Source organism: Flavobacterium agricola (genome assembly GCF_025919725.1).
In the GTDB taxonomy this organism is placed as follows: Bacteria; Bacteroidota; Bacteroidia; order Flavobacteriales; family Flavobacteriaceae; genus Flavobacterium; species Flavobacterium agricola.
In genome coordinates this window covers 533892-545817 of sequence record NZ_CP081495.1, presented here as the reverse complement: position 1 = coordinate 545817, position 11926 = coordinate 533892, and the positions used below count along the sequence as shown (strand labels likewise).

The window sequence follows — 11926 nt, the reverse complement described above, 5'->3', positions numbered from 1 at the left end:
TATGAGAAAAGCACTTTTTCCAGGATCTTTTGATCCGATTACGTTAGGACATTATGATATTATTAAACGCGCTTTACCTTTATTTGATGAGATTGTAATTGCTATTGGAGTAAATGCAGATAAAAAATATATGTTTTCGTTAGAGCAACGTTTAAACTTTATTAAAGAAGCTTTTAAAGATGAACCAAAAATATCGGTTATTACCTACGAAGGTTTAACCATAGAATTATGTGAACGCATTAATGCGCAATTCATTTTACGCGGTTTACGTAATCCTGCCGATTTTGAGTTTGAAAAAGCAATTGCGCACACCAACAGAAGGTTATCAAACATTGAAACGGTATTTTTATTAACTGCCGCAAGCACATCGTACATCAGCTCAAGCATTGTTCGCGATGTTTTACGTAACGGCGGCGATTATACGGTTTTAGTACCTGATTCGGTAAGAGTAGAAAAATAAAAAAAGGAAAGCAAAGCTTTCCTTTTTTTATTTTTAATTATTTCGTTAATGCTTTTGCATAGTTTTCACTAACAATTTCCCAATCAACAATATTGAAAATTTCATCTAAATAATCAGCACGTTTGTTTTGGTAGTTTAAATAATAAGCATGTTCCCACACATCAATACCAAAAATTGGTGTTCCTTTAACTGCAGCATTTGGCATTAATGGATTGTCTTGATTTGCAGTTGCAGTTACTGCTAACTTACCTTCTGGTGTTACAACCAACCAAGACCAACCTGAACCAAATTGTTTAGCTGCTGCATCTTTTAATTGTTTTACTAATTCATCTTTAGAACCAAAAGTTGCTTTTACAGCTTCATCAAATTCTTTAGAAGCTTCATGTGGTGTTGGCGAAAGTACATCCCAATATAAATTATGGTTGTAATAACCACCTGCATTGTTGCGTAAAGTTGCGTTATTTACATCTAAACCAACTAAAATTTCTTCAATTGTTTGATTTTCTTGCGGTGTACCAGCAATGGCTTTGTTTAAATTGTTTGCATAACCTAAATGGTGTTTGCTATAGTGAATAAAAACAGTTTCTGGATCAATTGCTTTATTTAAATCCGAATAACCGTATTTTAAACCTTGCATCTGAAATTTACCATCTGCTTTAACTTCTGCTGGATCAGGATAAGATTTAACTTCTGATGTTTGCTCGGTTGCATCAGCAATGGCTACTTCTTGTAAATTCTTATTTTCATTACAGCTTAATAAAAATAAAGAAAGTAATGATGTTGTTAAAATTGTTTTTTTCATACTAAAGTAATTTTTTTACTTGTTCAATATACGCATTTTTTGCTTCACTTGGAGACAAATGTTTAACTTGTAACCATGCATTTAACTTAAAAGCATGAATTAAGTTAGAATATGCATCATTTAAATTTACTTCGGCATCAACTTCATTTAAAGTTGCTTGTTTATACAATCCGTATAAAAGCAATTGGATGTCTTGTGGGACATCCGACTGCTTTAAGGTTGTATTTAACAAATCAAAATATTTTTTAAATTCAATATCTAGATTTTGCTCTGTCATTAATTATTGTATTTGGCAATTAAAGTTCTGTTACCTACAGCTTTGTCATTTAGTTTAACTAAAACCTCGGTACTTAAAGGTAGGTATAAATCTACACGAGATCCGAATTTAATAAAGCCGGCATCTTGTCCTTGTTTGGCATAATCGCCAACCTTTGCATAGTTTACAATGCGTTTAGCTAATGCGCCTGCAATTTGGCGGTACATAACAGGTCCAAAATTAGGATTATCTATTACAATGGTTGTACGTTCGTTTTCTTCACTTGCTTTGGGATGCCAAGCTACCAAATATTTACCTGGGTGATATTGCGAATAAATCACATCTCCATTAAGGGCATAACGCGTAACGTGGACGTTAATAGGCGACATGAAGATTGAAACCATTAATCGTTTGTCTTTAAAATATTCTGGTTCATAAACTTCCTCAATCACCACAACCTTCCCATCTACGGGTGCTAAAATGGTGTCTAATTCGTCATGAATTAAACGCTTCGGATTTCTAAAAAATTGTAAAACTGTTAGTAACAACAATAAAACAACAAGCAGTAATACGGTACGTAACCACTCTACATGAACAAATTGATCTATTAAAAAAAATAAAACAACAGTTACAATTACAGATCCTAATATGATCTTGGCTCCTTCTTTATGAAACATCTTTTATCGAAAAAAAAATAAAATAAAATACAAAAATGGTGTAGCAAAAATAACACTATCAAAACGGTCTAAAATACCGCCATGTCCGGGCATAATTTTTCCTGAATCTTTTACTCCAGCTAAACGTTTGTAACGCGATTCAACCAAATCGCCAAGGGTTCCCATAATACTCATTACTAAACCAGTTAATAACCATAAGCCTAAACTTAAAAACTGAAAATAAAGGCTAAGTAAACAAGCTACAGCTAAGCAGCCTACTAAACCACCAATAAAACCTTCGATTGTTTTTTTAGGCGAAACACGCTCAAATAATTTATGTTTTCCTAAATATTTACCAAAGATATATGCAAAAGTATCATTTGTCCAAATTAAAATAAAAATTCCTATAACAATTTGTGGTGTAAATGATGAAAACATATAAGGCAGCTTCATAATTATTACGAAAGGAAAAATTACATATCCTAACAGTTGAAAAAACTTACCTAAATTATCATTATAGAACAATTGCGTAGCATTTTTTCTAAATAAATTAATCAGCAAAGAAACGCTAATAAATAAGGTTGCAATACAAAGCATTAAATTATTTGTTGGATCAGGCTTTTCAAAAACAACGCCCAATAAAATACACGCAATAACTAATATAAACGAAGCTATTAAACTAATATTTACCAATTTGGTAAACTCGTAAACAGCTAACAATGCAAAAATGCTAAACAACAATATAAAAGATGTTTCTGAGTACAAAGTACAAAAAACAAGCAAAACAATAAATATGATACCAGAAATGGAACGTGTGATATTTTCAGACATTTTATAGGTCTTCTAACAATAATAAATATAAATTTTTTGGCGCAGTGCTGTATTGAAGTGAATTGGCATGAGCCTGAGAATTAACTTCAAAATTACGCAACGTAGTAATGTTTGATGGAAAATTAGGATGATATTTGCGATTAATCTCGCTCATTCCTTCTCTTTTTTGAGGTTTTAGTTGACTTGTAGTTGCAAAAACAATCATATTATCTGGCAACTCGTTAATTTTTAATGCTTTAAATTGATTTGAACTGAAAAGAATAGATCCTTCATCAGCAATTAAGCTTTCGCAAGTAGAGAAAACGAATGTTGGTTTTTTTATATTTTGGAAATTGAAATTATTGTGTTCTAAAATAGGAAATAATTCCGGGTTAAAACACAGTACTTCTGTTTCGTACCAATCGTTTTCAAGCATAATATTTTCAAAATGTTCGTAAATTTCATGCATGTCTTCACAGTACAAAAATTTACCTCCATTTTTTTTAAAATTAAATGTAAACTGCTCATCTATAGGCAAACTTGGCGCAGGCAAATACGGACTCTGACCTGCAGTGTTTTCAGCAGATTCATCGTCATTTTTAGAACCAAATAACCTTTTAAAAAAATTCATTAGTAGCAATTCATTTTTAGTTGATTTTTAATCATCAAACCAAAGATACAAAAAAAACCCAATTTAAAACAGGATTTTAAATTGGGTTTTTAATTTTTATTTAACGCTTATTTTATGCTAATACATCTTGATTTTCAACATCTTCAGTTGCACCATATGGACGTACACCGAAAATTCTTTCTAAATCATCTTTAAAAATAACTTCTTTTTCAATCAAAACATCAGCCAGCTCAAATAACTTGTCTTTATTTTCAGTTAAAATTTGAATAGCACGTTTGTATTGTGATTCGATCAAATCTGAAATTTCTTTATCAATAATTTTTGCTGTTTCGTCAGAATAAGGTTTTGTAAACCCGTATTCATTTTGCCCTGATGAATCGTAATACGTAACGTTACCTATCGCATCATTTAATCCGTAAACGGTTACCATTGCGCGTGCTTGTTTGGTTACTTTTTCTAAATCGCTTAATGCGCCTGTAGAAATTTTATTAAATGTAACTTTTTCTGCAGCACGTCCGCCCATAGTAGCACACATTTCGTCTAACATTTGTTCGGTACGAACAATTTGTCTTTCTTCTGGTAAATACCATGCTGCACCTAAAGATTGTCCGCGTGGAACAATAGTAACTTTAACCAATGGCGCTGCATGTTCTAATAACCAACTTACGGTTGCATGTCCTGCTTCGTGAATTGCAATAGCACGTTTTTCGTCTGGTGTTATAATTTTATTTTTCTTTTCTAAACCACCTACAATACGGTCAACTGCATCTAAGAAATCTTGTTTATCTACTGCTGTTTTGCCTTTACGTGCAGCAATTAAAGCTGCTTCATTACAAACGTTTGCAATATCTGCCCCTGAGAATCCTGGTGTTTGTTTCGCTAAAAACTCAACATCTAATTCTTCAGCCTTTTTAAGTGGTTTTAAATGCACCTGAAAAATTTGTTCTCTTTCACGAACATCTGGTAAATCTACATAAATCTGTCTGTCAAAACGCCCAGCACGCATTAATGCTTTATCTAAAACATCTGCACGGTTGGTTGCTGCTAAAACAATTACATGTTGGTTACTACCAAAACCATCCATTTCGGTTAACAATTGGTTTAATGTATTTTCACGTTCGTCGTTAGAACCTGACATGTTGTTTTTACCACGAGCTCTACCTACAGCATCAATCTCATCAATAAAAATAATTGCAGGCGATTTTTCTTTAGCTTGTTTGAATAAGTCTCGAACACGTGATGCCCCTACCCCAACAAACATTTCTACGAAATCAGAACCTGATATTGAAAAGAAAGGCACTTGCGCTTCACCAGCAACTGCTTTTGCTAATAAGGTTTTACCTGTTCCTGGAGGACCAACTAATAAAGCTCCTTTAGGAATTTTACCTCCTAAATCAGTATATTTTTGTGGGTTACGTAAAAACTCAACAATTTCTTGCACTTCTTCTTTCGCGCCTTCTAATCCAGCAACGTCTTTAAAAGTAATTTTCACGTCTGTTTTTTCGTCAAATAATTTGGCTTTAGATTTCCCGATTGAGAAAATTTGACCACCGCCACCGCCAGCACCACCGCCAGACATACGACGCATCATATAAATCCAGATTCCGATAAAAATAACAAAAGGCAAAAACGATAATAATATATCTCCCCAATTGCTTTCTTGTTCAACTTTATAGTCGCTTAACTTACCTGTTTCGCGAGCTTTTTCAAGATTGTTTTGAAAAGCTTCTTGACTTCCGATATCTAAAGTAAAATGAGGTCCGGCATTTTCTTTATTTAAAAGGTTTGTTTTCTCGATTTCTGGAAAACGATCCGATTCTAAGGCTTCCTTTTTTAAATAAACTTTTGCTGTGCTTTTATCGAAAACTACTTTATCTACATCCCCCTGATCTAAATATTGGTAAAATTTAGCAATGGTTGTTGGCTTGGTTTCCTGAAAAGATGATCCACCAGCAAAATTAATAGCTATCAATGCTAAAATAATAGCTACGTAAATAATCCACGGGCTAATTTTTACTTTAGTAGAATTGTTTTTATTGTTTTTTGCCATTATAAATTAATAGGTTAATTTTTATTTTCAATATAGGTGAATTTTGCATCCCCCCATAAATCTTCTATATTATAATATTCTCTGATTTGTTTTTGGAACACGTGAACTACCACATGTACATAATCCATTAAAATCCATTCTGCACTTTGTTCTCCTTCAACATGCCATGGTTTGTCATGCAATTCTTTAGAAACGGTGCGTTGTACTGAACCCGAAATTGCACTTACTTGCGTGTTTGAATTTCCGTTACAAATCACATAATAATCACAAACGGTATTATCTATTTCACGTAAGTCTAATATCGTAATATCTTCTCCTTTAACGTTTTCAATGCCTTGAATAATTAATGCTAGTAATTCGTCTTTACTAATATTGTCCTTTTTTGCCATTTAAATTTATTTCTTTTTTGCAAAGTTATCATTTTTTGTGAGTAATTTTGTCACTTTGTAGCAGTTAAACCTTTAAAAAGTATAATTCTCATCAATCTATGTATATAATCAAACTTAATGCCATAGGTTCTACTAATTCTTTTTTAAAAGAATATATTAAAAAACATGAGGCAGAAAATTTTACTACCGTTGTAGCAGAAAACCAAACCGATGGCAGAGGACAAATGGGCACAACTTGGAAGGTTGAGGAAGGTAAAAATCTAACATTCAGTATTTTTATAAAAAATTATATTGAAACGTTTGAAACCATTTTTGATTTAAACTGCTTACTTACAACTGCCATTTTGCGTGTATTAAAAACTTATAATTTACCCCCGCTTACATGTCAAATGGCCAAACGACATTTTGTCAGCCGATAAAAAAATTGTCGGCTTATTGATTGAAAACATTTTCAAATCAAACGGCGCAATAGAATCGGTTGTTGGCATTGGCATTAACGTAAACCAACAAGATTTTGACGCTTTACCCAAAGCCAGCTCAATTTATAACATTTTAGGCAAACCTGTTGCTAAAGATAAACTTTTAACTGAAATTTTGCATGAAATTACAGAAACTTTTACACAATATAAAAACAACGGGTCCGAACCTTTTTGGGCCTATTTTCATGAGCACTTATACCGAATAAACACCTTAAGTTTATTTGTTGATGAACGTACGCAAAACCAATTTAAGGCTGTTGTAAAACAAGTTACCCGAAACGGCTTATTGGTTTTAGAATTAGAAAACAAAACCTTGCGTTATTGCAGCTTGAAAGAAGTTACATTGGTTTATTAACTTACAACACATCAAACCAAATATAGCAAACAATATTTGTAAGATTTTATTATATAAAAAAAGAGGCGTTAGCCTCTTTTTTATAATTTATTCATGTTGTTTGCTAAAGTTTCAATAAACTTACCAATTGGTCCTTTAATCATCATGGCCATCATGGCATTAAATTCACCCGTAAAAAACAACTGAACCTCAGTGCTTTCTGCAGCTAATTCGTTTAAATTAGCCGTTAATGTAAACGGTAATTTGTCTGAAGCAGCCCCTAAAATAACTTGTGAGTTTGGTGTAGCTTCTTTTAATACTAATTTTATTTCTGGCATACCTTTCAACCCAAAAACAAAACATTTGTCGTCTAAAACTTCAAACTTTGCAGTGTTTTCTGGCATTAGTTTTTCAAAGTTTTCAATTTTAGTTAAACTTTCGAAAATATAGGCTGCCGGTTTTGCTACGGTAACTTTTGGACTTTCTAAATTCATTGTAAATAAATTTTAATGATTATTTATATTATTTGCCCCAAGTTTCTGGAGCTTTAGACCATTCTTTTAATGTATTTAAATCTTCAACAGAAATGTAATCACTTTTTACTGCTTGTTCTAACAGCGTTGGATAATTACTTAAAGTAAATAAGTTTACTTCGTGATTTTTAAAGTTGGTTGTTGCCACATCGAACCCGTAAGTAAAAATTGCTGCCATGCCTTTAACAATGGCACCTTCGTCTTTTAAAGCTGCAACAGCTTGTAAGCTACTTTTACCGGTTGAAATTAAATCTTCGATCACTACAACGCTTTGTCCTGCTTGTAAATAACCTTCAATCTGATTTTGTCGTCCGTGTTTTTTAGGTTCGGGACGTACATAAACAAATGGTAAATTAAGTTTTTGAGCAACAAGCATGCCAATACCAATGGCACCGGTTGCAACACCCGCAATTACATCGGGCTTACCAAATTTTTCTACAATATTTGTAGCAAATTCATTACTTAAAAAATCGCGAACTTCTGGAAACGAAAGCGTTATACGATTGTCGCAATAAATTGGAGATTGCCAACCTGAAGCCCATGTAAAAGGATTTTTAGGTTTCAGTTTAATTGCGTTTATTTGTAAAAGCAATTCGGCTGTTTTCTGTGCTGTGTTGTCGTTAAAAATCATACTACAAATGTATAAAGTTTTTATAAATGATAAGCCTCTTTTATTAACTAATAAAGTAGTAAAAGAAACAGATTTTGAAATATTTTTATTAGAAAGCATCGATTTAGATCAATTATTCATTAAAATATTTCAGAACAAAATTAAAAATCCGGTGCTATATCATCCAAATGAAAAAGTACTTTTAAAACTTTTTAAATCTAAAATTCCGGTAGTAAAAGCTGCTGGCGGTTTAGTTTACAACAAAGCGGGTGATGTTTTGTTTATTAAACGTCAAGGAAAATGGGATTTACCAAAAGGACATATAGAAAAAAAGGAAAATAAAAAAGATGCTGCTTTGCGTGAAGTTGAGGAAGAAACTGGTGTAAACCAACTGAGCATTGATTATAAAATTGGTAAAACATATCACGTTTTTAAACGCAATGGTGTTTTTAAATTAAAACAAACCGTTTGGTATAAAATGGATTCTGGATTTAGCGGCGAGTTGATTCCGCAAACGGAAGAAGATATTGAAGATGTACAATGGATTCCGATTGAAAAGGTTTCTCAAACGGCCGAAAATTCGTACGCTAACATTCGCCTATTATTACAAATGAATGCTAAAAAATTATTGAAAAAAGCGAGCAAAAAATAAGCTCGCTTTTTTATTTGTTATACCCAAAACTTTGTGTTTTAGAGTTTGAATGGGTTTACGTAACTTTGTAAAAAATTTAGATTACCTGTTATGAATAAAGATACCATTGTTGCTTTGGCTACAGCGGCTGGCGCTGGTGCAATTGCCGTGATTCGCGTTTCTGGAAATGATGCAATAGAAATTGTAAATTCTATTTTTGAATCCATTAAAGGCAAGAATTTAACCAAGCAAAAATCGCACACGTTGCATTTGGGCCATATTGTTGATGGACCGCGCGTGTTAGATCAGGTTTTGGTATCTCTGTTTAAAGGATCTAATTCATACACCGGTGAACCAACGGTAGAAATTTCATGCCACGGTTCAACCTTTATTCAACAACAAATTATTCAGCTTTTACTTCGCAAAGGTTGCCGAATGGCTACCGCGCGAATTTACCATGCGTTCGTTTTTAAACGGTAAAATGGATTTGTCACAAGCCGAAGCAGTTGCCGATTTAATTGCCAGCGATAACGAAGCTGCGCATCAAATTGCCATGCAACAAATGCGTGGCGGATTTAGCAACGAAATTGCCAAATTGCGCGAAGAACTTTTAAACTTTGCTTCGCTAATTGAACTGGAACTTGATTTTAGTGAAGAAGATGTTGAGTTTGCAGATCGAACTGCGTTTAGAGAATTGATTAATCGTATTCAGTTTGTTTTACGTCGTTTAATTGACTCGTTCGCGGTTGGAAATGTGATTAAAAACGGCATTCCGGTTGCTATTGTGGGCGAACCAAACGTTGGGAAATCTACCTTATTAAATGCTCTTTTAAATGAAGAACGCGCTATTGTTTCGGACATTGCTGGCACAACGCGAGACACGATTGAAGACGAATTGGTGATTGATGGCATTGGTTTCCGTTTTATTGATACGGCAGGTATTCGTGAAACCAAAGATGTGGTGGAGCATATTGGTATTCAGAAAACTTTTGAAAAAATTGAAGCTGCTCAGGTTGTTTTTTACTTAGTAGATAGCGCTAAACTTGCAAATAGCGGTTTAGAATTGGTGAAAAATGAAATTGCGCAAATTAAAAATCAATATCCCTTAAAGCGTTTAATTACTGTTTTTAATAAAATGGATTTATTAAATGAGCAACAATTAACAGCTATTGAGCAAGAAATTAATGATTGCATTTTTATTTCGGCTAAAAACAAATTGGGCATTGACACACTAAAAAGCACTTTACTTAATTTAGTTAACACCGGTGCTTTACGCAATAACGAAACAATTGTTACCAACACACGCCATTATGATTCGCTTTTAAAAGCTTTAGAGGAAATTGAAAAAGTACATTACGGATTGGATGCGAATATTAGTGCCGATTTAATGGCTATTGATATTAGACAAGCGTTGTACTATTTTGGTGAAATTACCGGGCAAGTTACCAATGACGAATTATTAGGTAACATTTTTGCTAATTTTTGTATCGGCAAATAGCATGTCTTTTTTATCCTAATTAGTTTCTTTAAATACACTCAAAATCAATACTTTAACTTTTATTTTCTTTTCATTAATGTCATAATTATCTATATTAGTTGCAACACTTTCACAACACTTTTAAAAAGTGTTGTGAAAGTGTTGTGAAAATTGGTATAACCACAAAATATAGGATATTATGAGAATTACATTAAAACAACGAAAACTCAAAAGTGGAAAAATTAGTCTTATTATAGAATATTCTAAAGGGACTGAAATTAGTTCAACAGGTAAAAGAAAGTATATTAGAGAGTTTGAAAATCTTAAGCTCTTTTTACATGGAAACCCTTCAAATGCTAAAGAACGTAAAGAAAACAAAGATAACTTACAGTTAGCTGAAAATATCCTTGCTATAAGACAAAGTGAAGTTTTAAGAGGGAAATATGGTTTTAAAAATAAGAACAAAGGACAAAGATGTTTTTTAGATTTTTTTCATGAAAAGACAGAAGAGAAATATGAATCATCTAGAAACTATGGTAATTGGGCAGCAAGTCTATTACACCTACAAAAATGTATATCTCCTAACTTGACCTTTGACGAAGTAGATGATTATTTTTTAAAACAAGTTAAAGAATACTTCGATAATAAAGCGCTCACAAAAAGTAAACTTCCTTTATCACTTAATTCAAAATATGCATATCACAATAAATTTAGAGCTGCTTTACGTCTAGCTTTCGAAGAAGGTTACCTGACTATAAACTACGCGCAAAAAGTTAAAGGATTTAAACAAGCCGAAAGCCAAAGAGAATATTTAACTTTTAATGAAGTTCAAAACCTTGCAAAAACTTTCTGCAAGTATGATGTATTAAAACGAGCTTTCCTCTTTTCTTGTTTAACAGGGCTCAGATGGAGTGATATCAGTACAATGGTTTGGTCTGAAGTACGTGATGAAGATGATGTTTTTAGAATCGTATACAGGCAGGAGAAGACTGACACAATGTTGAATACCTATATATATCAAAGCAAGCTAGAGATATTTTAGGAGAAAGGCAAATGCCTAATCAACGAGTATTTACAAATCTAAAATATTCTGCCATTTACAATAATGAAATAGTAAGATGGTGTAATAGAGCTGGGATTTTAAAACACATAACCTTTCACAGTGCTAGACATACTAATGCTGTTTTGCTTCTTGAAAATGGAGCTGACATATATACTGTATCTAAACGTTTAGGTCACAGAGAAATAAGAACTACTCAAATTTATACCAAAATTATTGACAGTAAAATGAAAGCCGCTTCTGAGCTCATTCCTGAACTAAACTTTAACATGTAAATCACTATTTTACGTACCTAATTTATGCCAAACAATTCCAAAAGAAACATTTTTTTGTAGTACAGTTTGATTTCATATACTTTACCTAAAACTTAAAAAAAAGTACTATGGAAAACGCTAAATTAATACTCGAAAAACTTGATTATTTAGAGGAACTAATTCTAAATAACAAGAAACAGATTTTATCAGTAGCAGACCTGGAAAAATATACTGGGTTTAAAAAATCATCTATTTATCAACTAGTTCATTACAATAAGATCCCATATTCTAAACCAAATGGGAAACAATTGTTTTTTCAAAAATCAGAAATTGATGACTGGCTTACTAAAAACAAATCCTTATCAAATGATCAGATTCAAGAAAATGCGTTAAAATATGCATTAAGAAAAAAAGTGTGATATGATATATCAGAATTCGTTTGAATTGTAGATTTAAAAGACAAGAATTAAACTAGCATATCTACAGTTATTTTA

General features: G+C 32.5%; 16 protein-coding genes and 1 pseudogene. 8 read left to right on the top strand and 9 right to left on the bottom strand.

Going from position 1 to position 11926, the window contains the following annotated elements:
• The first annotated feature begins 1 nt into the window (after nt 1).
• Nucleotides 2-460, top strand: a complete 459-nt coding sequence (coaD, locus tag K5I29_RS02655; RefSeq protein WP_264434311.1) for a pantetheine-phosphate adenylyltransferase — start codon at nt 2-4, stop codon at nt 458-460.
• A gap of 37 nt (nt 461-497) precedes the next feature.
• Here the strand turns inward: coaD and K5I29_RS02650 are convergent, their stop codons facing one another.
• The 7 genes from K5I29_RS02650 to rsfS all read right to left on the bottom strand — a co-directional run bounded on the left by K5I29_RS02650 (nt 498) and on the right by rsfS (nt 6054).
• On the bottom strand, nt 498-1262 hold the full coding sequence (locus K5I29_RS02650; RefSeq protein ID WP_264434310.1) for a superoxide dismutase: 765 nt from the start codon (nt 1260-1262) through the stop codon (nt 498-500).
• Nucleotide 1263: 1 nt separating this feature from the next.
• On the bottom strand, nt 1264-1539 hold the full coding sequence (locus tag K5I29_RS02645; protein WP_264434309.1) for an acyl-CoA-binding protein: 276 nt from the start codon (nt 1537-1539) through the stop codon (nt 1264-1266).
• Nucleotides 1539-2195, bottom strand: coding sequence for a phosphatidylserine decarboxylase family protein (locus K5I29_RS02640; RefSeq protein WP_264434308.1), 657 nt, complete (start codon nt 2193-2195; stop codon nt 1539-1541). Before K5I29_RS02640 ends, K5I29_RS02645 begins: the two co-directional genes overlap by 1 nt.
• A 3-nt stretch (nt 2196-2198) precedes the next feature.
• Nucleotides 2199-3005, bottom strand: coding sequence for a phosphatidate cytidylyltransferase (locus K5I29_RS02635; RefSeq protein WP_264434307.1), 807 nt, complete (start codon nt 3003-3005; stop codon nt 2199-2201).
• 1 nt (nt 3006) lies between these two features.
• Nucleotides 3007-3615, bottom strand: coding sequence for a lactate utilization protein (locus tag K5I29_RS02630; protein WP_264434306.1), 609 nt, complete (start codon nt 3613-3615; stop codon nt 3007-3009).
• Between the two features lie 112 nt (nt 3616-3727).
• On the bottom strand, nt 3728-5665 hold the full coding sequence (gene ftsH, locus K5I29_RS02625; RefSeq protein ID WP_264434305.1) for an ATP-dependent zinc metalloprotease FtsH: 1938 nt from the start codon (nt 5663-5665) through the stop codon (nt 3728-3730).
• Between the two features lie 14 nt (nt 5666-5679).
• Complete coding sequence (gene rsfS, locus K5I29_RS02620; protein ID WP_264434304.1) at nt 5680-6054, bottom strand: ribosome silencing factor; 375 nt, start codon at nt 6052-6054, stop codon at nt 5680-5682.
• Between the two features lie 98 nt (nt 6055-6152).
• Between rsfS and K5I29_RS02615 the strand changes: the two genes are divergently transcribed.
• A complete protein-coding gene (locus K5I29_RS02615; RefSeq protein ID WP_264434303.1) occupies nt 6153-6473 on the top strand; it encodes a hypothetical protein in 321 nt (106 codons plus the stop codon).
• A 16-nt stretch (nt 6474-6489) separates the two neighbouring features.
• Nucleotides 6490-6888: a biotin--[acetyl-CoA-carboxylase] ligase gene (locus tag K5I29_RS02610; RefSeq protein WP_264434302.1), complete on the top strand. Its 399-nt coding sequence runs from the start codon at nt 6490-6492 to the stop codon at nt 6886-6888.
• 80 nt (nt 6889-6968) lie between these two features.
• Here the strand turns inward: K5I29_RS02610 and K5I29_RS02605 are convergent, their stop codons facing one another.
• Both K5I29_RS02605 and pyrE read right to left on the bottom strand, forming a co-directional pair.
• The gene (locus K5I29_RS02605) at nt 6969-7361 is read right to left on the bottom strand and encodes an SRPBCC family protein (protein ID WP_264434301.1); all 393 of its coding nucleotides are present in this window, start codon (nt 7359-7361) and stop codon (nt 6969-6971) included.
• A 28-nt stretch (nt 7362-7389) separates the two neighbouring features.
• On the bottom strand, nt 7390-8031 hold the full coding sequence (pyrE, locus tag K5I29_RS02600; protein WP_264434300.1) for an orotate phosphoribosyltransferase: 642 nt from the start codon (nt 8029-8031) through the stop codon (nt 7390-7392).
• Between the two features lie 7 nt (nt 8032-8038).
• Between pyrE and K5I29_RS02595 the strand changes: the two genes are divergently transcribed.
• The 5 genes and pseudogenes from K5I29_RS02595 to K5I29_RS02580 all read left to right on the top strand — a co-directional run bounded on the left by K5I29_RS02595 (nt 8039) and on the right by K5I29_RS02580 (nt 11851).
• Nucleotides 8039-8662 carry an NUDIX hydrolase gene (locus tag K5I29_RS02595; protein WP_264434299.1) on the top strand — a complete coding sequence of 208 codons (624 nt, stop codon included), beginning with the start codon at nt 8039-8041 and terminating at the stop codon, nt 8660-8662.
• Nucleotides 8663-8752: 90 nt separating this feature from the next.
• Nucleotides 8753-10139, top strand: a pseudogene (gene mnmE, locus K5I29_RS02590) (tRNA uridine-5-carboxymethylaminomethyl(34) synthesis GTPase MnmE).
• A gap of 178 nt (nt 10140-10317) precedes the next feature.
• The gene (locus K5I29_RS02585; RefSeq protein WP_317134295.1) at nt 10318-11160 is read left to right on the top strand and encodes a site-specific integrase; all 843 of its coding nucleotides are present in this window, start codon (nt 10318-10320) and stop codon (nt 11158-11160) included.
• An 11-nt stretch (nt 11161-11171) separates the two neighbouring features.
• A complete protein-coding gene (locus K5I29_RS13390; RefSeq protein ID WP_317134294.1) occupies nt 11172-11453 on the top strand; it encodes a tyrosine-type recombinase/integrase in 282 nt (93 codons plus the stop codon).
• 107 nt (nt 11454-11560) lie between these two features.
• Nucleotides 11561-11851, top strand: coding sequence for a helix-turn-helix transcriptional regulator (locus tag K5I29_RS02580; protein WP_264434298.1), 291 nt, complete (start codon nt 11561-11563; stop codon nt 11849-11851).
• The last annotated feature ends 75 nt before the right edge of the window (nt 11852-11926 follow it).

Bases quoted from the DNA above. Each gene is read 5' to 3' on its own strand.
- K5I29_RS02640 (WP_264434308.1), bottom strand. From the start codon at position 2,195: ATGTTTCATAAAGAAGGAGCCAAGATCATATTAGGATCTGTAATTGTA.
- K5I29_RS02580 (WP_264434298.1), top strand. From the start codon at position 11,561: ATGGAAAACGCTAAATTAATACTCGAAAAACTTGATTATTTAGAGGAA.
- rsfS (WP_264434304.1), bottom strand. From the start codon at position 6,054: ATGGCAAAAAAGGACAATATTAGTAAAGACGAATTACTAGCATTAATT.
- K5I29_RS02615 (WP_264434303.1), top strand. From the start codon at position 6,153: ATGTATATAATCAAACTTAATGCCATAGGTTCTACTAATTCTTTTTTA.
- K5I29_RS13390 (WP_317134294.1), top strand. From the start codon at position 11,172: ATGCCTAATCAACGAGTATTTACAAATCTAAAATATTCTGCCATTTAC.
- K5I29_RS02585 (WP_317134295.1), top strand. From the start codon at position 10,318: ATGAGAATTACATTAAAACAACGAAAACTCAAAAGTGGAAAAATTAGT.
- K5I29_RS02595 (WP_264434299.1), top strand. From the start codon at position 8,039: ATGTATAAAGTTTTTATAAATGATAAGCCTCTTTTATTAACTAATAAA.
- ftsH (WP_264434305.1), bottom strand. From the start codon at position 5,665: ATGGCAAAAAACAATAAAAACAATTCTACTAAAGTAAAAATTAGCCCG.
- K5I29_RS02645 (WP_264434309.1), bottom strand. From the start codon at position 1,539: ATGACAGAGCAAAATCTAGATATTGAATTTAAAAAATATTTTGATTTG.
- pyrE (WP_264434300.1), bottom strand. From the start codon at position 8,031: ATGATTTTTAACGACAACACAGCACAGAAAACAGCCGAATTGCTTTTA.
- K5I29_RS02635 (WP_264434307.1), bottom strand. From the start codon at position 3,005: ATGTCTGAAAATATCACACGTTCCATTTCTGGTATCATATTTATTGTT.
- K5I29_RS02650 (WP_264434310.1), bottom strand. From the start codon at position 1,262: ATGAAAAAAACAATTTTAACAACATCATTACTTTCTTTATTTTTATTA.
- K5I29_RS02630 (WP_264434306.1), bottom strand. From the start codon at position 3,615: ATGAATTTTTTTAAAAGGTTATTTGGTTCTAAAAATGACGATGAATCT.
- K5I29_RS02605 (WP_264434301.1), bottom strand. From the start codon at position 7,361: ATGAATTTAGAAAGTCCAAAAGTTACCGTAGCAAAACCGGCAGCCTAT.
- coaD (WP_264434311.1), top strand. From the start codon at position 2: ATGAGAAAAGCACTTTTTCCAGGATCTTTTGATCCGATTACGTTAGGA.